Raw genomic sequence first — 22096 nt, 5'->3', positions numbered from 1 at the left:
CACCCGGGAAGACTCCAATTGTTACGGGAAGGTTGCTTCACGCACCGCGATAGGTGCCGAAGCTCCAGCGGTTGCCTTCCGGATCGGCGACGGTGAAGCCGCGCGACCCGTAGTCCTCGTCCTTCAGCCCGCGGACCTCCGTGGCACCGCGCGCCGTGCACTGCGCGTAGATCTCGTCCGGCCGGTCCGTCACCACGTAGACGGACGCCGCTCCGACGGCCGTGGCCTCGACCTCGCCGACCGAACGCTTGGCGGACCCCAGCATCACGCCGCCGCCTTCGGGCCAGAGCAGCTCGCAGTGCACGACCTCGCCGTCGGCCTCGCCGGGCACGACGAGGTGCTCGGTGAAACCGAAGGCCTCGACCAGGAACCGGATCGCGGCCGGCGCGTCCTCGTAGGACAGTCCCGGCCAGCAGGTGGGTGCAGGTGTTGTCATGGCGACAACTCTGCGCCCTGCCCGGTCTCGCTGCCTTGTACGAATGGAAGCTCCGCCGCGATCCACTCGGTCGGCGTCGCTCCGCACAGCGCCCGCCAGTCGCGGTTGAAGTGCGCCTGGTCGGTGTAGCCGCAGGCCGCGGCGACCTCGGTCAGCGTGGGCCGGCGTTCGCCGCGCAGCATCAGGTTCGCCCGCTCGAACCGCATCACGCGCGCCACGACCTTGGGCGTCAGGCCGAACTCCGCCGCGAACCTCGACGTGAGGTGCTGCCGGCTCCACCCGACCTCGGCCGCGATCTCCCCCACCGGCACGCCCTCGGCGAGCCGTTGCCACGCCCACGCCACCTCGACCTGTTGCCTCACCGGCCGCAGCAACCGCCCCAGCACGAGGTCCAGCGCGGCGAACCGGTCCGTCCACGTCGTCGCGGTCTGCACCCGTTCACGCAGCTCGGCGGCGGGAGCGTCGAGCGCGTCGAGTCCTACCGACGTTCCGGAGAGCTCCGCGGCGGGCAGGCCGAAGAACGCCCGCGCGCCCAACGGCGTCAACGCGCACTGGATGCCGTGCTGGAACCCGTCGTGGGTGATGAGCACGGCCTCGTCGTGCAGGCCGCCGCACAGCGTGGCGAACCGGCCCTGCGGCAGGTCGACGGTGCCGTCCAGGGTGACGATGAGGGTGAGCGAGCGCGACGGCAGGCCGCGGTGCACGCCGGGGTCGGTCCGCATCCGATACCCGCCGTACCGCGTGACGAACGGCCGCAGCCTCGGGTGCGGCGCACCGATGACGTGCTCGACGTCCACGCCAGCGATGCTAGAACAGTTCTCCGAGCACGAGCAGCCCCGCGCCGATCGGCACGAGATCAGGCCCGTACGACGTCACGCTCACGTCCACGTCCGGCATCGCCCGCAGGTACAGCTCGGGCGACTGGAGCACCTTCCGTCCACTCAGCACGATCTGGTCGAGGTCCAGCAGCTGCACCAGGTTCGTCACCGCCGCGGCGAGCACCCGCGCGGCCTCCACCCCGGTTGCCGCGGCGTGCACGGCCTCGACGCACCCGCGCCGCCCGCACACACACAACGGCCCGTCCAGCTGAATGGTCGTGTGCCCGAACTCGCCCGCACCCGACCGTGCGCCCCGGTGCACCTCTCCTCCGAGGAGCAACCCCACGCCCAGACCGGTGCCCACGAACACAACAGCCGCGTCCTCGAGAGGTCTCCGCCACGCCTCGGCGAGCACGGCCGCGTTGGTGTCCTTGTCCACCACCACCGGCAGCCCGAGGCGTTCCTCGGCGAGTTTCCGAAGCGGAACCTCCGACCAGCCCGGCAACCCGTTGGGCGACACGACCCCGTCGCGGAAGTCCAGCGGGCCCGCGATCCCGATGCCGAGCCCGAGCACTCCCGGCTCCACCAACGACTCCAGCGCTTCCAGGACGTCGGACGGGGTGAACATCGGCGCCAGCGGCACCACGGACGCCGACACCACCTCACCGGTCAGGTCGAGCTTCACCACCCGCAGCTCGTCCCGGTCGACGTACGCCCCGTACGCGAACCCGCCGTCGGCGCGGAGCTGGAGCGACATCCGGGGCTTGCCGCGGCCTCCGTCGCGCACCGCGCCGGTCTCCTCCACCAGGCCGGCCGCGATGAGCCGCGCCACGATCTTCGAGACCGCCTGCGGGGTCAGTCCGGTCTCGTCGGCGATGGAAGCCCTGCTCAGAGCCCCGGAACGCACCAACCGGAGCACGGTTCTGTCGTTGTGCGAACGCAGCGAGGTGAGGTCCACGGTCGCAATTATTCAACAGCGTTGCTTTAATCGGAAGCATGACAAGAGTCGGACTGCTGGGCTACGGCATCGCGGGACGGGTCTTCCACGCCCCGCTCATCTCCTCGACGGAGGGCATGGAACTCGCCGCCATCGTCACCGCGAACCCGGAACGGCAGGCGCAGGCCCGTGCCGCGCACCCGGAAGCCAAGATCGTGACCGCGGACGAGCTGTTCGAGCTGGACCTCGACCTGATCGTCGTCGGCACGCCGAACCGCACGCACGTCGAGTACGCGCGCCGGGCGATCGACCAGGGTGTCGCGGTCGTCGTCGACAAGCCGTTCGCGCCGTCCAGCGCCGAGGCCGCAGAGCTGGTCGCGGCCGCGCAGGCCAAGGGCGTTCCGCTCACGGTCTTCCAGAACCGCCGCTGGGACAGCGACTTCCTCACCGTGCGCAAGATCCTCGGCCGGCTGGGCGAGGTCCGGCGGTTCGAGTCGCGCTACGAGCGCTGGGTGCCGGAGATCTGGGACAACTGGCGCGAGTTCGGTGCGCCCGAGGAGGCAGGCGGACTGCTCTACGACCTCGGCGCCCACCTCGTCGACCAGGCCGTGCAGCTCTTCGGGCCGGTCAGGACCGTCTACGCCGAGCTCGACCTGCGCCGCCCCGGCGTGCAGGTGGACGACGACGTGTTCGTGGCGCTGACGCACGAGAACGGCGTCCGCTCGCACCTGTGGGCCAACGCGCACGCCGCGCACCACGGGCCGCGGTTCCGCGTGCTCGGCAGCGAGGGCGCGTTCGTGGTCAGCGGCATGGACGAACAGGAGGACGCGCTCGACGCCGGCCGCCGCCCGACCGATCCGAACTGGGGTTACGAGACGCGCAGCGGACAACTGGGGGTTCTCGGCGAGACGGTCGAGGTGCCGGTCGAGCTCGGCGCCTACGAGACCTTCTACGCCGAGCTGCAGGCCGGCCGCGTCCCCGTCGACCCGGCGGGCGCCGTGTACGCGCTCCAGGTCATCGAGGCCGCCTTCACGTCCGCGCGCGAGAACCGGGTGGTGGCACTGTGACGACCAGCGAAGAGCTCCTCGCCCAGGAGCGGCGCCTGCAGTTCACGCGCTTCGGCAACGACGTCGCGATCGAGCTCGGCCTGCACCTGCTCGACGCGGCCCGCGAGCAGGGCCTGCCGATCGCGATCTCGGTGCGGCGCAACGGACACCGGCTCTTCCACGTCTCGTTGCCGGGCACCTCGCCGGACAACGACAGCTGGCTGGAGCGCAAGGCCCGCGTCGTCGAGCGGTTCGGCCACAGCTCGTTCTACGTCGGCACCACGTTCCGCGAGAAGGGCACGACGTTCGAGGCGGAGTCACCGCACCTCGACCCGGCCCTGTACGCGGCGCACGGCGGCGTGTTCCCGGTCGTCGTGCGCGGCACCGGCCCGGTCGGCACCGTCGGCGTGTCGGGCCTGCCCCAGGCCGAGGACCACGAGTTCGTCGTCACTCAGCTGGAATCGTTCCTGAACTCCCGCGATGCGTAATTAGCACGAATAGTCGTTGGTACAAAATCCGAAGACACCACTTCGAGTGGATTCAATAACACTCGGAGTGGTGTTCTATATCAGTCCGGCAGACCGCATCAATGCGCACAAAAGAGTGACCTTACTGGGCCAAACGAGTGCGTTATTCCATACTGATACGACTAGCACCAGTTGTACGCTCCGTAGCATCAACAGGCGTAAGACACCCACCCGAATGTCGCCTTTTTGGCCCCTTCACAGCCCTCAATTGCGAGAACTAACGTCCCTTCCGGCTTAATCGGATTGGTCCATTAGCGCATTGCAGATGGGTGGGTGCAGGGTTGTGACTGTGACGGATTCTGACCTCGATGAGGGCCGTCAGCAGCTGAGTTTGGGCACGGCCGCCGCTCGTAATCTGGCCACGACCACCAAGTCCGTCCCGCAGATGCAGGGAATCACCTCCCGCTGGCTGCTCAAGGTCCTGCCCTGGGTCCAGGCCGCGGGTGGTGCCTACCGCGTCAACCGCAGGCTCACCTACACGCTGGGCGACGGCCGCGTCTCCTTCACCAACATCGGCGCGGAGATCCGCGTCGTCCCGATGGAGCTCACCGAGCTGTCGCTGCTGAAGGGCTTCGACGACGAGGCCGTCCTCACCGCGCTCGCCGGACGCTTCACCCAGCAGGAGTTCGGCATCGGCGACGTCATCGTCGAGAAGGGCCGCCCGAAGGACACCGTCGTGCTGATCGCGCACGGCAAGGTCGACAAGATCGGCACCGGCGAGTACGGCGGCGAGACCGTGCTCGGCAACCTGGCCGACGGCGAGTACTTCGGCGAGACCGTGCTGGCCGGGCCGCAGGGCGAGTGGGAGTACACCGCGAAGGCCGTCACCCCGGTCACCGTGCTCACGTTGTCCTGGACCGACTTCCAGGCCCTCAACGGCGAGGCGGGCGGGCTGCGCGCCCACATCCAGCAGACCTACAACAGCCGCAACAAGCCGCAGAACGACTTCGGTGAGGCCGCGATCGGCATGTCGGCCGGCCACGACGGCGAGCCCGTCCTGCCCGGCACGTTCGTCGACTACGAGCTCTCGCCGCGCGAGTACGAGCTGAGCGTCGCGCAGACCGTGCTGCAGGTCCACACGCGGGTCGCGGACCTCTACAACAACCCGATGGACCAGGTCGAGCAGCAGCTGCGGCTCACGATCGAGGCCCTGCGCGAACGCCAGGAGCACGAGATCGTCAACAACCGGTCGTTCGGCCTGCTGCACAACGCGGACCTCAAGCAGCGCATCCACACCCGGTCCGGCCCGCCCACGCCGGACGACTTCGACGAGCTGCTGTCGATCGTGTGGAAGGACCCCGGCTACTTCGTCGCCCACCCGCGCACGATCGCCGCGTTCGGCCGCGAGCTGAACAGGCGCGGCATCTACCCGCAGCACATCGACTTCAACGGTCAGCAGGTGCCGGCGTGGCGCGGCATCCCCGTGCTGCCGTGCAACAAGATCCCGATCTCGGACACGCGCACGTCGTCGGTGATGCTGATCCGCACCGGCGAGCAGAACCAGGGCGTCATCGGCCTGCACCAGACCGGCATCCCCGACGAGTACCAGCCGGGCCTTTCCGTGCGGTTCATGGGGATCAACGACCAGGCCATCATCAACTACCTGGTCAGCGCCTACTACTCGGCCGCGATCATGGTGCCGGACGCCATCGGTGTGCTGGAGCACGTCGAGCTGGGCCGCGAAGGCTGATGCCGGAAAAGATGGCTGCGGCGTTCACCATGCCGGAGTTCTACGTGCCCCACCCGGCACGGATGAACCCGAATCTCGAACGCGCCCGCGCCCACTCGACGCAGTGGGCGCGGGACATGGGGATGCTCGACACCGGGGTGTGGACTCCGGAGATCCTCGCGGGCGACGACTACGGGTTCATGTGCGCGTGGACCCACCCGGACGCGCCCGCGGAGATCCTCGACCTCATCACGGACTGGTACGTCTGGGTCTTCTACTTCGACGACGAGTTCTTCGCGGAGTTCAAGCAGACCAAGGACGTCACGGGCGCGAAGGCGTACCTCGACCGGTTGCCGGCGTTCATGCCGATCAACGGCACCGATCTCTCCCCCGAACCGCGGAACCCGACCGAGCGCGGGCTCGTCGACCTGTGGCAGCGCACGATCGGGCTGATGTCGCAGGACTGGCGGCGCAGGTTCACCACGAGCACGCACAACCTGCTGCTCGAGTGCATGTGGGAGATCAAGAACATGGCGTCCGGCACGGTCGCCAACCCGATCGAGTACATCGAGATGCGCCGCAAGGTCGGCGGCGCGCCGTGGTCGGCGAACCTGGTGGAGGTCTCCGAAGCCGCCGAGGTGCCCGCGTCCATCGCGGGCACCCGGCCGTTGCGGGTCCTCTCCGACACGTTCTCCGACGCGATCCACCTGCGCAACGACATCTTCTCGTACGAGAGGGAAGTGCAGCGGGAGGGCGAGAACTCCAACGGCGTGCTGGTGTTCGAGAAGTTCTTCGGTCACGACACGCAGACCGCGGTCGAGGCCGTGAACGCCCTGCTGACCTCGCGGCTGCACCAGTTCGAGAACACCGTGTTCACCGAGCTGCCGACGTTGTTCGCCGAGCACGGCGTCGGCCCGCTGGAGCAGGCACGGGTGCTGAAGTACGTGAAGGGCCTGCAGGACTGGCAGTCCGGCGGGCACGAGTGGCACCTGCACGCCGGCCGCTACACCAAGGTCGAGGGTGGTGGCGCGGGCAACTCGGCGTTCTTCCGCACGATCCTGCGCGGCCCGACCGGCCTCGGCACGTCCGGCGCGTGGCTGGGGGTCGCTCGTGGCTGAGTTCGACATGCCGTTCGCGGCCAGGCTTTCACCCCACGCCGACCGCGTCCGCGCGCACACCAGGACGTGGGTGCGGGACATGGGGATGCTGAACGGATCCCCGTGGACCGAGGCGTTCTACGACGCGGCGGACTACGGCGGTTTCGCCTCGCTGACCCATCCGACCGCGTCGTTCGACGATCTCCAGCACATCAGCGACTGGCACACGTGGGGTTTTTACGTGAGCGACGCGTTCCTGGACGGCTTCCTGCGACCACGCAACGTCGTCGGCGGCAAGGCGTTCGTGGCCAGGCTGAAGTCGGTGCTCGCCGGGTCGGCTCAACCGGTGAACCCCGCCGAACGAGGTCTGGCCGACCTGGTGTCGCGGTCCACTGTGGACTCCGAGGACGTCGAGCACCTGACGGAGTACCTGGACGCGTTGCTGTGGGAGCTGCACAACACCGCGCAGGGCCGGGTGCCCGACCCGATCGACCTGGTTGAGATGCGCCGCCGGTCGATCGCGACGGAGCTGTCCGCGAAGCTGGTGCGCAGGTCGGTCGGCGCCGAGCTGCCCGCGGAGCTGTTGCGCAACAGCACGATGAGGGCGCTCATCGACTCGTTCGGCGACGTGCCTGCGCTGCGCCAGGAGATCGTCGGGTTCGACCACACCTACGCGACCGGCGGCAGCACCACCAGCGCGGTGCTGGCCGTGCGGCAGTTCTTCGACTGCGAGCACGACCAGGCCGTCTCGATCGTGGCCGACCTGATCTCGGCGCGGCTGCGGCAGATCGTCTCGATCATCGGCGAGCTGCCGTCCACCGCGGCTGAGTACGACCTCTCCCCGGAGGCGACAGCCGGGTTGCACCGGTACGTCGAAGCGCTGAAGTCGTGGCTGGCCGGTGAGCTGCTCTGGACGCAGAGGTCCGGCCGTTTCTCCCCAACCCCCACCCGGAAGTTCCACTCCCCCACCGGACTCGGCACCGCCGCAGTTCTGACTCGATAGATTGGATTCGCAGTGACCGTTACCGATCCGGGCGTTGGGGTCGAGAGCCAGCTGAGCCTCTCCACGGCCGCGGCCCGCAACCTCTCGACGACCACCAAGTCCGCACCGCAGATGCAGGGCATCTCGCCCCGGTGGCTGCTGCGGATGCTGCCGTGGGTCGAGGCCAAGGGCGGCGCGTTCCGGGTCAACCGGCGGCTGAGCTACGCGGTCGGCGACGGGCGCGTCACGTTCACGAGCGTCGGTTCCGAGGTGCGCGTCGTGCCGCAGGAGCTGTGCGAGTTCCCGTTGCTGCGCGGGTTCGAGGACGAGGCCGCGCTGACGGCGCTGGCCAACCGCTTCGAGCAGCGCGAGTACGAGCCGGGTGAGGTGATCGCGGAACGCGGCCGGCCCGCCGACTCGATCATCGTGATCGCGCACGGCAAGGTGACGAAGACCGGGCGCGGCGAGTACGGCGACGAGGTGGCGCTGGGCACCGTCGCCGACGGTGAGCACTTCGGTGACCACGAGGTGCTCGGCGGGGTGGAGGGAACGTGGGACTTCACCGCTCGGGCGTTGACGCCGACGACCGCGGTGGTGTTGTCGCGGGCGACGTTCAACCAGCTCAACGGGCAGATCGAGCCGCTGCGGGCACACATCGCGCAGCAGCTGGCGAACCCGTCGGGTGCGGCGAACAAGCACGGCGAGGCGGAGATCCGGCTGGCGTCCGGCCACGACGGCGAACCGACGCTGCCCGGCACGTTCGTCGACTACGAGCTGCGGCCGCGGGAGTACGAGCTCTCGGTGGCGCAGACGATCCTGCGCGTCCACACGCGGGTGGCGGACCTCTACAGCCAGCCGATGGACCAGGTCGAGCACCAGCTGCGGCTGACCATCGAGGCCCTGCGCGAGCGGCAGGAGTTCGAGCTCGTCAACAACAAGGAGTTCGGCCTCATCGCGAACGCCGACCTCAAGCAGCGGGTCAGCACCCGGTCCGGCCCGGTGACGCCGGACGACATGGACGAGCTGATCTCGCGGCGCCGCAACACCCGGCTGATCCTCGCCCACCCCAAGGCGATCGCGGCGTTCGGGCGGCAGCTGTCCGCGCGCGGCCTGTACCCGCCGACGGTGGAGGTCGAGGGCGAGCAGCTGCAGTCGTGGCGCGGCATCCCGATCGCGCCGTGCGACAAGATCCCGGTCAACAAGAACGGCACCACGTCGATCCTCGCGATGCGGCTCGGCGAGGAGAAGCAGGGTGTGGTCGGCCTGCGTCAGACCGGCATCCCCGACGAGTACGAGCCTGGCCTGAACGTGCGGTTCATGGGCATCGACGAGCACGCGATGCTCAAGTACCTCGTGTCGACGTACTACTCGGCCGCCGTGCTGGTGCCGGACGCGCTGGGTGTGCTGGAGAACGTCGAGATCGGTCTGTAGAGCCATGACAGCTGAGTTCTTCGGCGAGATGACCGAACCGCTCGCGGCGGGCAGACCCGCCGGCGAGGTGCTCGCGTGGAGCCGGGGCCTCGTGCTCCCGGCTCTGCGCAAGGCCGTCGAGCAGTTGCCGCCCTCTCTGCGCGCGGTAGCGGAGTACCACCACGGGTGGCGCGACGAGTACGGCAACCCGGTGCTGGGCAACAGCGGCAAGGCGATCCGGCCCGCGCTGGTGCTGCTCGCGGCGGAGGCCGTCGGCGGCTCGGCGGACTCCGCAGTGCCGGCAGCGGTCGCGGTGGAGCTCATCCACAACTTCTCGTTGCTGCACGACGACGTGATGGACGGCGACACGACCCGGCGCCACCGCGCGACGGCGTGGACGGTGTTCGGCGTCAACTCGGCGATCCTGGCGGGTGACGCGCTCCAGGCCTTGGCGGTGGACGTGCTCGCGGGGTCTGGCCATCCGCGGGCACTGGAGGCCGTCCGGACGCTCGGCGACGCCGTGGTCGCGTTGCTCGAAGGCCAAGCGCTGGATCTCGACTTCGAGACGCGGTCCGACGTCGAGGTGTCCGAAGTGGAGCGGATGGCACGCGGCAAGACCGGCGCTCTGCTCGGTGCGTCAACGGCTCTGGGTGCCCTGTACGGCGACGGCACGGACGAACAGGTCGAGGCCATGCGCGGCTACGGCGCCGAGCTGGGCCTCGCGTTCCAGCACGTGGACGACCTGCTCGGCATCTGGGGCGACCCGGCGGTGACCGGCAAGGCCGCGCACTCGGACCTGGTGAACCGCAAGAAGTCCCTGCCGGTCGTGCGCGCGCTGACCGCTCGTGAGCCCGCTGCCGCCGAGCTGGCGTCGTTGTACTTCGGCACCCAGGAGATGAACCCGGAAACGCTTGCGCGAGCGGCGTCCCTGGTCGACGCCGCCGGTGGGCGGGCGTGGAGCCAGAGGCAGGCCGACGAGCTGCACACGCAGGCACTGGTCCACCTCGGCGAGGCCTCACCGACCGCGCGTGCGGCGGTGGAGCTCGGCACGCTCGCCCAGCTGGTCACCCATCGAGACCACTGAACCCCTTGGGAAGGCGCCCGATGACGGAACACCCGCCGCGTTCTGTGCTGCTCGCCTCACCCCGGTCGTTCTGCGCCGGAGTGGAGCGTGCGGTCGAGATCGTCGAACGGCTGCTCGACCAGCGCGGCGGCCCCATCTACGTGCGCAAGCAGATCGTGCACAACATCCACGTGGTCCGGTCGCTGGAGGCTCGTGGTGCCGTGTTCGTGGAGGAGCTCGCTGAGGTGCCGTTCGGTGCCACGGCGGTCTTCTCCGCGCACGGCGTGTCTCCTGCCGTGCGCGCCGAGGCTCGCGAACGGTCGTTGGACGTCCTGGATGCGACCTGTCCGTTGGTGACGAAGGTGCACTCCGAGGCCCGCCGGTTCGCCGAGCGCGGTGACACGATCGTCCTCATCGGACACGCCGGGCACGAGGAGATCGAGGGAACGCTGGGCGAAGCACCCGGTCAGATGGTGCTGGTCGAGACCGTGGCCGACGTCGAGGCGCTGGAGATCGCCGGGCCGGTGTCGTACCTGACGCAGACGACGCTGGCCGTGGACGAGACCGCCGAGGTGATCGAGGCGCTGCACCGCAGGTTCCCCCAGCTGCGCGGGCCGGCGTCCGACGACATCTGTTACGCGACCACGAACCGGCAGATCGCGATCCGGGACGTCGCTCAGCGCTCGGACCTGGTTCTCGTGGTGGGCTCGAAGAACTCGTCGAACTCGGTGCGGATGGTCGAGCTCGCCGCTCGCACAGGCACCCCGGCCTACCTGGTCGACGACGCGTCGGAGATCGATCCGGCCTGGCTGGCCGGCGTGTCCGCGGTCGGCTTGTCGGCCGGTGCCTCCGCTCCACCCGAGCTGGTGGACGAGGTCATGGAGGCCTTGCGGGCGTTGGGTCCCGTGGAGATCTCGACGCACACGGCGGCGACCGAGACGATCGCCTTCACGCTGCCGCTGGCGGTGCGCCGTGCTGGCTGACATCACCTCGCCCGCCGACGTCCGGGCGCTCTCCTCGTCCGAACTCTCTTCCCTGGCCGCGGAGATCCGGTCCTTCCTGATCGCCAAGGTCCATCGGACCGGCGGCCACCTCGGGCCGAACCTGGGCGCCGTCGAGCTGACCATCGCGGTGCACCGGGTCTTCAGCTCGCCCGTCGACGTCGTGCTGTTCGACACCGGGCACCAGTCGTACGTGCACAAGATGCTGACCGGCCGGTGCCCGGACTTCGACTCCCTGCGGCAGGCGGGTGGCCTGTCCGGTTACCCGTCCGCGGCCGAGTCGGCGCACGACGTCGTGGAGAACTCGCACGCGTCCACCGCACTGTCCTATGCGGACGGTCTGGCCAAGGCGTTCGAGCTCGGCGGCACCGACCGCAGGGTCGTCGCCATCGTCGGCGACGGCTCGCTGACCGGCGGGATGTGCTGGGAGGCGTTGAACAACATCGGCGGCTCCTCCCGGCCAGTCGTGGTGCTGCTGAACGACAACGGCCGTTCGTACGACCCGACAGCGGGCGGGTTCGCGGCGTCGTTGCTCGACGGCTCGGCTCGTGCCCTGTTCGAGGCTCTCGGCCTGGCCTACCTCGGGGAGGTCGACGGCCACGACGTGCACGCCGTCGAGAACGCCCTGTGGGAGGCCAAGTCCCTGGGCCGCCCGGTCGTCGTGCACTGCAAGACGGTGAAGGGCAAGGGGTACGAGGCCGCGGAGGCCGACGAGGCCGACCGCCTGCACGCGGTCGGCGCGTCCGGGTCTTCTTCGAGCCGGACGTGGACCGACGTGTTCTCCGACGAGGCCGACCGCCTGCACGCGGTCGGCGCGTCCGGGTCTTCTTCGAGCCGGACGTGGACCGACGTGTTCTCCGACGAGATCGTGCTGCTGGGCGCGGAACGCCCGGACGTCGTCTGCCTGACCGCGGCGATGCTGGAACCGGTGGGCCTGCGGGCGTTCGCCGCGAAGTTCCCCGCGCGCGTCTTCGACGTGGGCATCGCCGAGCAGCACGCCGTGACGTCCGCCGCCGGCATGGCGATGGGCGGCCTGCACCCGGTGGTCGCCGTCTACGCGACGTTCCTGTCGCGCGCGTTCGACCAACTGCTGATGGACGTGGCGCTGCACCGGTTACCGGTGACGTTCGTGCTGGACCGCGCCGGTGTGACGGGACCCGACGGCGCCTCGCACCACGGCATGTGGGACGCGTCCGTACTGCCCGTCGTCCCCGGCCTGCGCCTCGCCGCCCCGCGCGATCCGGCGTCTCTGGCCTCGCTGCTGCGCGAGGCCGTCGCGGTGTCCGACGGCCCGACGGTCGTGCGCTACCCGAAGGCCGTCGCGGGGCCGGACGTACCCGCGTTGCGGCGGGTGGGCCACTTCGACGTGCTGCGCGAGGTTCCGGACGCCGAAGTGCTGCTGGTAGCGGTGGGTCCGCTGGCCGGCGCCTGTCTGGCGGCGGCTGTCGAGCTGGAGTCGCACGACGTCCAGGTCAACGTGGTGGATCCGCGGTGGATCGCTCCCCTGGACCCGCACCTCGTGAAGTACGGCAGCCGGCACCGCCTGGTCCTCGCCGTGGAGGACACGACGTCGACCGGTGCACTGGGCGCGCGGCTGGGACAGGCGTTGCCCGACCACTGCGTCGCGACCTTCGCTCTGCCACCACGTTTCCTGCCGCACGACTCACGCGCCCGCATCCTGCGCGCGCACGGCCTGGACGCCGCCGGCATCACGACGAGCGTGCTGAAGCGCCTCGGCGTGAAGTGACGAACCAGCCGATGGCGAACGACACCGCGACAGCCCCAGCACCGACAACGGGCGCCTTCACCTCAGCGGGCAGCTCCAGCGGACGCAGAGCCGTCGCAAGGCTGAGCAGAATCGGCCCCTGCACGACGAACGCGACGTAGGCCGACCGCGCCAGCCCCTCGGCGAAGGGCCCCTGGCGGGTCAGCCTGCGTTGCGCGAGCCCGATGAGCCAGAGACTGCCCGCCACCACCAGGGCTCCCTCGACGAGCGCCAGGGCCGCGGCCTGCCAGGTGAAGCCACCGAGGAACGGTCCGGCGTTCTCCGCGAGGTCGAGCACGCCGAGGAACGCCGCGGCGATCGGCAGCACCACGATGGTGCCGACGACCACCGCGCGGGTGAGCCGGTAGATCTCGTCCGGCACCCGTTCGGCGAGCTTGCGACCCCCGATCGCACCGAGCACGAACATGCCGAGACACTGCGGCCACCACCACAGGTGCAGGTCGCCGACCTGACCGCTCCTCGCGGGGAACACCAGCCGGGTCAGGAACGTCGTGCCGGCCACGATCATCGTCATGCCCACCACGGTTCGCGGCGTGATGCGGCGTTGTGTGATCGGCGGCCCGAGCGCCACCGCGACGGAGAAGACCAGCAGCACGCCGACGAACCACAGCGACCCGCTGTCCAGCAACGGATCGCGGTGCGTGAACGCGTGCCACCACGACACGTTCCGCCCCGCACCGTTGTAGGCGATCCAGACGAACGTCGGCCAGACGAGCACAGCGCTCACGACCCACGGCACGCCGAGCCGGACCAGCCGCTCGGTGATGAAGCGCTGCCGGCCTTTGCGTTCGATCGAGCCCGGAGTGAAGATCCCGGCCATGAAGTAGAAGGTGCCCATGAAGAACAGCCCGGACGGCCCGATCAACGCCGCCAGCACGGTCTCGACGCCGGGGTGGAACGTGACCTCGTTGACCTCGTCGTACGGCCAGCCGCCGATCGCGGCGTAGCCGAGCAGCGCGTGGCCGCCGATGACCCACGCCACCAGGATCACCTTCAGGTTGTCCACTGCGGACAATCTCACGCGGTCCATGGTCCGCTTCCCGGCCGTGGAACGCCAGGGTCCGAGAGGGCGGGCGGCTGCTGTTCACGTGTGCCGCTCGCCCGCTGTCGCCGCCTGGTGATCTCCAGCCAGCCGTGAAACGCCAGGATCCAAGGGGGCGGGCGGCTCCCGCTCACGCGTGCCCCGCACCCCGCCATCGCCGCCCGGCGATCTCCAACCAGCCGCGAAACACCACGGTCCAAAGGGGCGAACGGCTCCCGCTCACGCGTGCCCCGCACCCCGCCATCGCCGCCCGGCGATCTCCAACCAGCCGCGAAACACCACGGTCCAAAGGGCCGAGCGGCTCCCGCTCACGCGTGCCCCGCACCCGCCATCGCCACCTAGCGATCTCCAACCAGCCGCGAAACACCACGGTCCAAAGGGCCGAGCGACTCCCGCTCACGCGTGCCCCGCACCCCGCCGTCGCTGCCCGGCGGATCTCCAACCGGCCGTCGACCGGGTTCACCGGCCACGCCGGTCGCACAGCGCGAGGGTCACTGCGACCAGGGATGTCGTGGGTCGTTTGCCGCTCACTCGACCACCAGCCGGGTCCCGCGCCGCGCTACGGCCTGTCGCCCGTGTAGACGCCGAGCGTCCGGAACCTCAGACCCGGCTCCGCGTACTCCTCCATCGCGTGCGCGATCCACCCCACGATCCGGGCGATCGCGAAGATCGCCTCGCCCGCGTCCGGTGCCATCTTGAACGTCACGCCGAACTGGGCCAGGGCGAGGTCGACGTTCGGGAACGACCGCTGCTGGGTGGCGATCACCTTGTCCGCCACCAGGTCGCCGTGGGCGCGCAGGACCGTGAGCAGGTGGTCGGCGCGCGGGTCTCGCTGTTGGTAGACGTAGTGGCCGAAGCCGGGGATCGGGCGTTCGGCGCGCAGGTGTTCCGCGATGGCGCCCATGGGGTCGGTCTCGGCCTGCAGCAGGAAGCGGTGTGCAAGGGTGCTGGCGGTGCCGTGCTTCTGGCCTTCCAGGGCTCCGAGGCCGGCGGACACCACGGCGTACGGGTGGGCTCGGGCGGAGGCGGCCACTCGGGCGGCCATGGTCGAGATGGCGAGGTCGTGGTCGGCCAGCAGGATCAGGGTCGTGTTCAGCAGATCCGGTTCCGGCGGCTCCGGGGAGAGGCGTGCCCACAGGCGGTCGGCGATGTCCGTGCCCATCGGGCGCTGCTGCAGGGGCAGGGACTCGACCACGTCGGCGATGAGGGCCTTGGCCGTCGTGACGGCGCGGGACAGGTCGAAGCGGAGAGGGTCGCCGGCGCTCGCCAGTGCCACGGCGACGCGGACCCTGTCCGTCAGCGTGGCGCTCTCGGGGAGGGCCATCCAGATCTCCTGGCCCTCCGGGAACTGCATGCCCGTCGAGTCGATCTCGGTCCACAGCCAGTGGGCCACGTCCTCGAAGCGCTTGGTCGCGCTCAGCTGGACGGCGGAGCGGCCGCGGTAGTGCAGGCGGTCGTTCTCCAGCAGGGAGATGCGCGTGCGGATGCGATCGGTCACAGCCGCCACTGCTCCGCGTGCACCAGTGCGCTGCGCCAGGGCCTCGACGTCGGCGACCTCGAACATGCTGTGGCGGTTGACCTTCTTGCTGGTCAGGAGGCCGCGGCTGACGTACGCGTAGACCGTCGCCGGTTTCACGCCCAGGCGACGGGCAGCTTGATTCGTCGTCAACATTGATTCCATCAACGTTGACTGTACAAGACATGTTGACGGAGCCTGTTGTACATGTTGATTGATGCACCCAAAGGACTTAAAGACGTCGTCGTCACCACGACCCTGATCGGGGACGTGAACGGTGCCGCGGGCTACTACCACTACCGCGAGTACGACGCGATCGAGCTGGCCAGGACGCGGTCGTTCGAGGACGTGTGGTTCCTCTTCGTCGAGGGCAGGCTGCCAAACGCGCACGAGGCCGCGCACTTCGCGCGGGAGACCGCCGAGCTGAGGTCCCTGCCCGCGAGCATCAGCGAGGTGCTGCCGGCGATCGCGAAATCGGGGTGCACTGCGCTGGCCGGGCTCAGGACCGCGTTGTCGATGCTGCCGTCGCAGCCGATGTGGGACGCGCCGATGAGCACCAGGAAGGCGGACGCGCTCAGGGTCAGCGCGATGACGCCGACGATCCTGGCGGCACTGCACCGGCTCAAGCTGGGGCTTGATCCGGTCAACCCCAGGGTTGATTTGTCAACGTCGGCGAACTGGTTGTACATGTTGACTGGACTGGAGCCGTCAACGTGGACGAGCCGTGCCGTCGAGCAGTACTTGATCGCCACGATCGACCACGGGTTCAACGCGTCGACGTTCACCGCACGGGTGGTCGCCAGTGCGGGCGCGGACGTCGTGTCCGCGGTGACAGCGGCGATCGGGACGTTCTCCGGGCCGTTGCACGGAGGTGCGCCGGACAGGGCGCTGGAGGCCCTCGACCTCATCGGCACGCCGGACAACATCGACGCCTGGGTCCGGGAGCGCATCGAGCAGGGCGACCGGATCATGGGCTTCGGTCACGCCGTCTACAAGACGGAGGACCCGCGGGCTCGCCTGCTCAGGGAGATCGCGCTCGAGAACCCCACCGAGCTGACGAACTTCGCCGTCACGGTCGAACGCCGGGTCACCGAGCTGCTGGCCGAGCTCAAGCCCGGCCGGCAGCTGTACGCGAACGTCGAGTTCTACGCCGGCGTGGTGATGGAGCAGTGCGGAATCCCGCGCGAGATGTTCACGCCGACGTTCGCGTGCAGCCGGGTGATCGGGTGGTGTGCCAACGCGCTCGAACAGTCCGAGGACACGAAGATCATCCGCCCGGTCGCCCGCTACACGGGACCGCAGCCACTCATCAAGTGAGGTACCGCAGGTCGTTGCCCACGCGGATGCGGTCGCGGTCGTTGATGTCGGACGAACCCGCCAGGCCCGCATTGCGGTCGCGGTGCCGGTCGAGCCACACGGAGATGCCTGCCAGGACTAGGACGATCACTGCAAGAGTCATGTCATGAAGTTTGCGCTCGACAATATCCCGCCAACAGTGGCAGATCTGTCGCAGCGCGCTAAAATCCTGCCATGCTGCGATCGGTGGCGGTTCCCCTCATCGACGGCGTCGCGCCGTTCGAGTTCGGGCTGCTCTGCGAAGTGTTCGGCTACGACAGGACCGACGACGGCGTGCCGCCGATCGACTTCCGCGTGTGCGGCGAGTTCCCGAACCAGCCGGTGGCCACCCAGGTCCCCGGGGTGACCATCACGCCGGAGTTCGGGTTCGACGCGCTGCACGACGCCGACCTGGTGGCGCTGCCTGCCGCCCGCGTGCGCGAGGAGTACCCGGAGAAGCTGCTCAGGGCGATCCAGGAGACCGGCGCGACGCTGCTCAGCGTCTGCAGCGCGGCGTTCATCCTGGGCGCGGCCGGACTGCTCGACGACCGCCGTTGCACCACGCACTGGCGTGAAGTGGGGCAGTTCCGCGAGCGCTTCCCGAAGGCCCAGCTCGACCCGGACGTGCTGTTCGTGGACGACGGCAACATCATCACCAGCGCCGGCACCGCCGCGGGCATCGACGCCTGCCTGCACCTGGTCCGCAGGGAGCTCGGCACCAAGGTCGCCAACACCATCGCGCGCAGGATGGTCGTGCCACCGCAGCGCGACGGCGGTCAGCGGCAGTTCGTGGAGCTCCCGATCCCGGAGTGCAGTGCGGACAGCCTCGAACCGGTGCTGGAGCAGGTGCTCGACACGATCGCGGACAACCACACGGTGGCGTCGATGGCGAAGCTCGCCGTCATGTCCGAGCGGACGTTCGCGCGCAGGTTCGTCGCGGAGACCGGCACCACCCCGAACAAGTGGCTGTCACTCCAACGAGTGCTGCACGCGCGCAGACTGCTCGAAGAGACCGACCTGGACGTCGACGCGGTCGCCGCCAGGTCAGGCTTCGGTACAGCCGCCCTCCTCCGACACCACTTCCATCGGGTCGTCGGCGTCGCACCGAGCGATTACCGACGCACATTCTCCTGTCGTTAGGCGCGTGAAGACCTTCTCCGAGATCTCTCGCAGCGCGTCGACCTCGTCGTCGGAGAGCTGATCGAACACGAGCGCACGCACGGTCTCGGCGTGCGCCGGCGCGGCCTCCTCGATCGCGGACCGGCCGAGCTCCGTCAGCACGACGAACGACCCGCGCCCGTCGCTGCGGCAGATCTCCCTGCGCACCAGGCCGCGCTTCTCCATCCGGGCCAGATGGTGTGAGATGCGACTCTTCTCCCAGTGCAAAGACCGTGCGAGCTCCAACACGCGTACGCGTTCGTCCGGCGTGTCGGTGAGCTGCACCAGCACGGCGAAGTCGGCCATCGAGATCTCCGAGTCGGCCGACATCTGCCTGCTCAGATGCGCGTTGAGCTCCCCTTGCATGCGGACGTAGGCACGCCACGCACGCTGCTGCTCAGGTTCCAGCCATCGTGTCACCTGCTCAGCATACGGGAATAGTTGACACATCATCCAGGTTGAGGCAAGGTGAGTGACACATCAACCAAGTCGAGCAAACCGAAGGACTGACCGCCATGACCACGGCCACCAACCTCTCCGAACTGACCGGCGCCTACGTCATCGACGCCTCGCACTCCCGCATCGGCTTCGTCGCGCGCCACGCGATGGTCACCAAGGTTCGTGGTGCGTTCAACGAGTTCGATGGCAAGATCAGCATCGACGGTGACAAGCCGGAGAACACCACCGCCGAGGTGACCCTGAAGGTCGCCAGCATCGACACCCGCAACGCGCAGCGCGACGGTCACCTGACCACCAACGACTTCCTCGCCGTCGAGACCTACCCGGAGATCAAGTTCGTCTCGACCTCCGCGAAGCAGATCGACGAGGACAACTTCGAGATCACCGGTGACCTCACCATCAAGGACGTCACCAAGAGCATCACCATCCCGTTCGCCTTCGAGGGCGTGGCCGTCGACCCGTTCGGCAACACCCGCGTGGGCTTCGAGGGCTCGCACACCATCAACCGCAAGGACTACGGCGTGACCTGGAACGCCGCGCTCGAGACCGGCGGCGTCCTGGTGAGCGAGAAGGTCGTCCTCGAGTTCGAGATCTCGGCGATCAAGCAGGCCTGACGACGGCCACCGGGCACGGGGCGTGGTAGATCAGGGCCTGCGAGGTAGATCCGAGCAGCATCCCGGCGAATCCGCCACGCCCCCGCGACCCGACCACGAGCAGTCCGGCCCGCCGCCCCAGCTCCAGCAGCGCCGGGATCGGCCGCTCCTGCACCACCAGCTGTTCCACCGCGACGTCCGGGTACTTCACCAGCCACCCGGACATTCGCGTGTTCAGGGACTGCGTGCCGGCGTGCGCGGCCACGAGCGGCACTCCCGCCGCCGCTGCCTCCTCGAACGCGAAACCGATGGCAGGGTCCGACTCAGGCGAAAGATCGACGCCCACCACCACGGGCCCATCACGGTGGTTGCCACGCACCACCACCACGGGACATTCACCGTGAAGAGACAGCGCCACGGCCGTTGAGCCCACCAGCGCTCCGGTGAACCCTCCCAGCCCGTGCGACCCCCACCACGACTTCCCGCGCGCGTGTCGACTCTTCGATCAACACGGGCGTGGGATGTTCCATGCGCAGGTCGTGCTCCACGGGCACATCAGGTGCCTCCGACCGTGCGACGGCAACGGCCTGAGAGAGCCACATCCGCCCTTGGTCGTACATCGCCGAACGCAGCTCACGCGCCGATGAGATGACTTCCGGATATCCGCGCGTCGGCAACGTGTACGCGTGTACCAGCCGCAACGGCGCGTCGTGGAGCACGCACGCCCGAGCAGCCCACGCCACCGCCGCCAGCGCGGACGAGGAACCGTCGACTCCGACGACAACGGGAGGACCGCTCATGATCTCAAAGTAGGCCCGATCGTCGTAGTGAGCCGCGTGCCGTTGGTCCCCTCGTGTCAGGGTCTTTGGGCTACGGTGAGCCGCATGGCGACGCGTGTGTTCCTCGTCGACGACCACGAGATCGTCCGCCGCGGCATCGCGGACCTGCTCGGCGAGGAGTCCGATCTCGAGGTGGTCGGTGACGCCGCATCGGTGGCGGAAGCCCTGGCCAAGGTGCCGGGAGCCCAGGCCGACGTGGCGGTGCTCGACATCAGGCTCCCCGACGGCAACGGCATCGAGCTGTGCCGCGAACTGCGCAGCCGCATACCGGGTCTGCAGTGCCTGATGCTGACGAGCTTCGCGGACGACGAGGCCCTGTTCGACGCGATCATGGCGGGCGCGTCGGGCTTCGTGCTCAAGCAGATCCTGGGCGCCGACCTGGTGAACGCGGTCCGCACGGTCGCGGCAGGACAGTCCCTCCTGGACGCCCGCACGACTTCCGCGCTGCTCAACCGCATCCGCCGCGAACGCGAGGAGGGCGACCCGCTGCGCATGCTCAGCGAGCAGGAGCGCACGGTCCTCGACCTGATCGGCGAGGGCCTGACGAACCGGCAGATCGCCGAGCGGATGTTCCTCGCCGAGAAGACGGTGAAGAACTACGTCTCGCACCTGCTGGCCAAACTGGGCATGCAGCGCCGCACACAGGCCGCGGTGTTCGCTTCGCAGTTCCGCAAGGACGGCGAGAAGCCCCGCTAGTTCAACGGCACTCGCCAGACCACGCAGGCACCGCCGCCCTCCGTGGCCCGCACCGCCAGCGTGCCCCCGAACTTCGAGGCGCGGTGGGCCAGGTTGCGCAGGCCGCTGCGGGACGCGTCGGCTGGAATGCCGACGCCGTTGTCCTGCACCGTGATCACGACGTCCTCGCCCGCGTCGATCAGCACCGTCAGCTCGGTCGCGGACGCGTGGCGCACGGCGTTCGTGACCGCCTCGCGCACCACGGCCTCGACGTGTTCGGCGAGCTCGGGTGGCACCGAGTTGTCGACGGTGCCGGACATCCGCACCGCCGGTGAGAGGTGGGTCGACTCGGTCAGGCCCGCCACCAGGTCGAGCAGGCGGCGGCGCAGCGACGTGTTGTCCGTCGAGTGCAGGTCGAAGATGGACGTGCGGATCTCGCGCACCGTCTCGTCGAGCTGCTCCACGGCCGTCTGCAGGCGGGCGGCGATCTCGGGCTCGGCGATCCTCCGCATGGTCGACTGGAGCGTCAGGCCGGTGACGAACAGCCGTTGGATCACGTGGTCGTGCAGGTCGCGTGCGATGCGGTCGCGGTCCTCCAGCACGTCCAGCAGGCGCTGGGAGCGTTGCTGCTCGGCGAACTCCAGCGCGACCGCCGCCTGGTCGGCGAACGACGCCAGCACCGGCACCTGGTCGGGGAGGAACCTGGTCTCGCCGCCGCGGCGCAGCACGACCAGGGCGCCGGTGACGCCCTCGCCGGACCGCAGCGGAACCGCCAGCGCGGGGCCGAAGCCCGAACCCAGGTCGTCCACCAGCAGCGGGACGCCGGAGCGGACGACCTCGTCGACGGCGTGGTCGGCCGCGTTGAAGTCGTCGATCTTCATGCCCGCGCTCGCCGCCACCGACAACGGCGTGTGCTGGCCGTCGCCGAGCACCACGAGCGCCGAGTCCGCGGCGGCCAGCTCGACGGTCCGCTGGGTGATCAGGCGCAGCGCGTACTCGCCGGACGCGCCGCCGAGCAGCTCGGAGTTGACCTCGCCGATCGCTTCCAGCCACCGCTCGCGCATCCGGGACCGCTCGAACAGCCTGGCGTTCTCGATCGCGATGCCGGCGGCCGCGGCCAGTGCCTGCAGCACGGCCTCGTCATCTGCGGTGAACTCGGCCGCGTCGATCTTCTCCGTCATGTACAGGTTGCCGAACACCTCGTCGCGCACGCGCACGGGCACGCCGAGGAAGCTGTGCATCGGCGGGTGGTTCGGCGGGAAGCCGACGGACATCTCGTGCTGCGACAGGTCGCGCAGCCGCATCGGCGTCGGGTCCTTGATGAGCAGTCCGAGCAGCCCCTTGCCCTCCGGCAGATGGCCCATCGTGGCCCGCGTCGCCTCGTCCACGCCCACGTAGACGAACTCGGACAGGTCGTCGCGGGTCCCGAGCACGCCGAGCGCCCCGTACCGGGCGCCGACGAGGTCCACCGCGGCCTGGACGATGCGTTGCAACGTCGAATCGAGCTCCAGCCCCGACGCGACCGCGAGCACGGCGCCGAGGAGTTCCTGCATGTGGTCACGGGTCGTGACGATCTCGTCCATGCGATCTCGCACCTCGTCGAGCAGTTCGTCGAGGTCTCGGCGACCGGGCGCATCAGGCACGACGACTAGATTCGCACATTTTCAGCCAACGCACGGCCCTAGCAAGAGGGGACCTTCGACCGTG

At 69.3% G+C, this 22096-nt stretch carries 22 protein-coding genes and 1 pseudogene; 13 read left to right on the top strand and 10 right to left on the bottom strand.

The genetic code is table 11. The annotated features are described in order from the left end of the window. Nucleotides 1-37: 37 nt before the first annotated feature. Genes AOM45_RS42485 through AOM45_RS42475 form a run of 3 tightly spaced genes read right to left on the bottom strand, consistent with a single transcriptional unit; the run spans nt 38 to nt 2212 of the window. Nucleotides 38-436 (bottom strand): VOC family protein, encoded by a 399-nt coding sequence (locus tag AOM45_RS42485; RefSeq protein WP_030468768.1) that lies wholly within the window; start codon nt 434-436, stop codon nt 38-40. Then, on the bottom strand, nt 433-1233 hold the full coding sequence (locus tag AOM45_RS42480) for a helix-turn-helix domain-containing protein (protein ID WP_035910842.1): 801 nt from the start codon (nt 1231-1233) through the stop codon (nt 433-435). Before AOM45_RS42480 ends, AOM45_RS42485 begins: the two co-directional genes overlap by 4 nt. Nucleotides 1234-1243: 10 nt before the next feature. Beyond that, complete coding sequence (locus tag AOM45_RS42475) at nt 1244-2212, bottom strand: ROK family transcriptional regulator (RefSeq protein WP_051783797.1); 969 nt, start codon at nt 2210-2212, stop codon at nt 1244-1246. Nucleotides 2213-2250: 38 nt separating this feature from the next. On the opposite strand from AOM45_RS42475, the gene AOM45_RS53295 reads away from it, so the two are divergent. The 9 genes and pseudogenes from AOM45_RS53295 (at nt 2251) to AOM45_RS42430 (ending at nt 12733) form a co-directional block, all read left to right on the top strand. After that, nucleotides 2251-3258 carry a Gfo/Idh/MocA family protein gene (locus tag AOM45_RS53295; protein WP_030468765.1) on the top strand — a complete coding sequence of 336 codons (1008 nt, stop codon included), beginning with the start codon at nt 2251-2253 and terminating at the stop codon, nt 3256-3258. Continuing rightward, the gene (locus AOM45_RS53290) at nt 3255-3725 is read left to right on the top strand and encodes a heme-degrading domain-containing protein (RefSeq protein WP_030468764.1); all 471 of its coding nucleotides are present in this window, start codon (nt 3255-3257) and stop codon (nt 3723-3725) included. Before AOM45_RS53295 ends, AOM45_RS53290 begins: the two co-directional genes overlap by 4 nt. 322 nt (nt 3726-4047) lie before the next feature. Further along, the gene (locus AOM45_RS42460; RefSeq protein WP_030468763.1) at nt 4048-5454 is read left to right on the top strand and encodes a family 2B encapsulin nanocompartment shell protein; all 1407 of its coding nucleotides are present in this window, start codon (nt 4048-4050) and stop codon (nt 5452-5454) included. A gap of 11 nt (nt 5455-5465) precedes the next feature. After that, nucleotides 5466-6521 (top strand): annotated as a pseudogene (locus AOM45_RS53285) (terpene synthase family protein); the annotation flags it as partial. Nucleotides 6522-6543: 22 nt separating this feature from the next. Continuing rightward, entirely contained in the window at nt 6544-7533 is a 990-nt protein-coding gene (locus AOM45_RS53280) for a terpene synthase family protein (protein ID WP_051783792.1), read from the top strand. Between the two features lie 12 nt (nt 7534-7545). After that, nucleotides 7546-8943, top strand: coding sequence for a family 2B encapsulin nanocompartment shell protein (locus AOM45_RS42445; RefSeq protein WP_030468762.1), 1398 nt, complete (start codon nt 7546-7548; stop codon nt 8941-8943). Between the two features lie 4 nt (nt 8944-8947). Next, complete coding sequence (locus AOM45_RS42440; protein WP_372497455.1) at nt 8948-10006, top strand: family 2 encapsulin nanocompartment cargo protein polyprenyl transferase; 1059 nt, start codon at nt 8948-8950, stop codon at nt 10004-10006. A 20-nt stretch (nt 10007-10026) separates the two neighbouring features. Further along, nucleotides 10027-10968 (top strand): 4-hydroxy-3-methylbut-2-enyl diphosphate reductase, encoded by a 942-nt coding sequence (ispH, locus tag AOM45_RS42435; RefSeq protein WP_030468760.1) that lies wholly within the window; start codon nt 10027-10029, stop codon nt 10966-10968. Next, entirely contained in the window at nt 10958-12733 is a 1776-nt protein-coding gene (locus AOM45_RS42430) for a 1-deoxy-D-xylulose-5-phosphate synthase (RefSeq protein WP_030468759.1), read from the top strand. The genes ispH and AOM45_RS42430 overlap by 11 nt, the downstream gene beginning before the upstream one ends. On the opposite strand, the gene AOM45_RS42425 is transcribed toward AOM45_RS42430, so the two are convergent. Next, complete coding sequence (locus AOM45_RS42425; protein ID WP_162185675.1) at nt 12696-13793, bottom strand: acyltransferase family protein; 1098 nt, start codon at nt 13791-13793, stop codon at nt 12696-12698. The genes AOM45_RS42430 and AOM45_RS42425 overlap by 38 nt on opposite strands. Before the next feature lie 580 nt (nt 13794-14373). Next, on the bottom strand, nt 14374-15495 hold the full coding sequence (locus tag AOM45_RS42420) for a citrate synthase (protein ID WP_030468757.1): 1122 nt from the start codon (nt 15493-15495) through the stop codon (nt 14374-14376). 42 nt (nt 15496-15537) lie between these two features. Between AOM45_RS42420 and AOM45_RS42415 the strand changes: the two genes are divergently transcribed. Then, nucleotides 15538-16647, top strand: coding sequence for a citrate synthase/methylcitrate synthase (locus AOM45_RS42415; RefSeq protein WP_030468756.1), 1110 nt, complete (start codon nt 15538-15540; stop codon nt 16645-16647). Here the strand turns inward: AOM45_RS42415 and AOM45_RS51455 are convergent. Then, entirely contained in the window at nt 16640-16789 is a 150-nt protein-coding gene (locus tag AOM45_RS51455; protein ID WP_156093924.1) for a hypothetical protein, read from the bottom strand. The two genes, AOM45_RS42415 and AOM45_RS51455, sit on opposite strands and share 8 nt — an antisense overlap. A 71-nt stretch (nt 16790-16860) precedes the next feature. Between AOM45_RS51455 and AOM45_RS42410 the strand changes: the two genes are divergently transcribed. Further along, complete coding sequence (locus AOM45_RS42410; RefSeq protein ID WP_030468755.1) at nt 16861-17805, top strand: GlxA family transcriptional regulator; 945 nt, start codon at nt 16861-16863, stop codon at nt 17803-17805. Here AOM45_RS42410 and AOM45_RS42405 read toward each other — a convergent pair. After that, nucleotides 17710-18243, bottom strand: a complete 534-nt coding sequence (locus tag AOM45_RS42405; RefSeq protein WP_063757058.1) for a MarR family winged helix-turn-helix transcriptional regulator — start codon at nt 18241-18243, stop codon at nt 17710-17712. The two genes, AOM45_RS42410 and AOM45_RS42405, sit on opposite strands and share 96 nt — an antisense overlap. Nucleotides 18244-18338: 95 nt before the next feature. On the opposite strand from AOM45_RS42405, the gene AOM45_RS42400 reads away from it, so the two are divergent. Beyond that, complete coding sequence (locus AOM45_RS42400) at nt 18339-18896, top strand: YceI family protein (RefSeq protein WP_030468753.1); 558 nt, start codon at nt 18339-18341, stop codon at nt 18894-18896. Here AOM45_RS42400 and AOM45_RS53935 read toward each other — a convergent pair. Both AOM45_RS53935 and AOM45_RS53930 read right to left on the bottom strand, forming a co-directional pair. After that, a complete protein-coding gene (locus AOM45_RS53935; RefSeq protein ID WP_308202586.1) occupies nt 18883-19308 on the bottom strand; it encodes a universal stress protein in 426 nt (141 codons plus the stop codon). The two genes, AOM45_RS42400 and AOM45_RS53935, sit on opposite strands and share 14 nt — an antisense overlap. Next, on the bottom strand, nt 19271-19675 hold the full coding sequence (locus tag AOM45_RS53930) for a universal stress protein (protein ID WP_308202587.1): 405 nt from the start codon (nt 19673-19675) through the stop codon (nt 19271-19273). Before AOM45_RS53930 ends, AOM45_RS53935 begins: the two co-directional genes overlap by 38 nt. 84 nt (nt 19676-19759) lie before the next feature. Between AOM45_RS53930 and AOM45_RS42390 the strand changes: the two genes are divergently transcribed. Further along, complete coding sequence (locus tag AOM45_RS42390) at nt 19760-20410, top strand: response regulator transcription factor (protein ID WP_030468752.1); 651 nt, start codon at nt 19760-19762, stop codon at nt 20408-20410. Here the strand turns inward: AOM45_RS42390 and AOM45_RS42385 are convergent. Continuing rightward, entirely contained in the window at nt 20407-21972 is a 1566-nt protein-coding gene (locus tag AOM45_RS42385) for a sensor histidine kinase (protein ID WP_081902232.1), read from the bottom strand. The two genes, AOM45_RS42390 and AOM45_RS42385, sit on opposite strands and share 4 nt — an antisense overlap. Nucleotides 21973-22096: the final 124 nt, after the last annotated feature.

The sequence above is a fragment of the Lentzea aerocolonigenes genome (genome assembly GCF_000974445.1).
Lineage (GTDB): Bacteria > Actinomycetota > Actinomycetes > Mycobacteriales > Pseudonocardiaceae > Lentzea > Lentzea aerocolonigenes.
The sequence above is the reverse complement of the archived record's forward strand: the minus strand, read 5'-3'. Positions and strand labels throughout refer to the sequence as shown.

Bases quoted from the DNA above. Each gene is read 5' to 3' on its own strand.
- AOM45_RS42420 (WP_030468757.1), bottom strand. From the start codon at position 15,495: ATGGAATCAATGTTGACGACGAATCAAGCTGCCCGTCGCCTGGGCGTG.
- AOM45_RS53930 (WP_308202587.1), bottom strand. From the start codon at position 19,675: ATGAGCGGTCCTCCCGTTGTCGTCGGAGTCGACGGTTCCTCGTCCGCG.
- AOM45_RS42385 (WP_081902232.1), bottom strand. From the start codon at position 21,972: ATGGACGAGATCGTCACGACCCGTGACCACATGCAGGAACTCCTCGGC.
- AOM45_RS51455 (WP_156093924.1), bottom strand. From the start codon at position 16,789: ATGACTCTTGCAGTGATCGTCCTAGTCCTGGCAGGCATCTCCGTGTGG.
- AOM45_RS42390 (WP_030468752.1), top strand. From the start codon at position 19,760: ATGGCGACGCGTGTGTTCCTCGTCGACGACCACGAGATCGTCCGCCGC.
- AOM45_RS42485 (WP_030468768.1), bottom strand. From the start codon at position 436: ATGACAACACCTGCACCCACCTGCTGGCCGGGACTGTCCTACGAGGAC.
- AOM45_RS42415 (WP_030468756.1), top strand. From the start codon at position 15,538: ATGTTGATTGATGCACCCAAAGGACTTAAAGACGTCGTCGTCACCACG.
- ispH (WP_030468760.1), top strand. From the start codon at position 10,027: ATGACGGAACACCCGCCGCGTTCTGTGCTGCTCGCCTCACCCCGGTCG.
- AOM45_RS42410 (WP_030468755.1), top strand. From the start codon at position 16,861: ATGCTGCGATCGGTGGCGGTTCCCCTCATCGACGGCGTCGCGCCGTTC.
- AOM45_RS42400 (WP_030468753.1), top strand. From the start codon at position 18,339: ATGACCACGGCCACCAACCTCTCCGAACTGACCGGCGCCTACGTCATC.
- AOM45_RS53295 (WP_030468765.1), top strand. From the start codon at position 2,251: ATGACAAGAGTCGGACTGCTGGGCTACGGCATCGCGGGACGGGTCTTC.
- AOM45_RS42440 (WP_372497455.1), top strand. From the start codon at position 8,948: ATGACAGCTGAGTTCTTCGGCGAGATGACCGAACCGCTCGCGGCGGGC.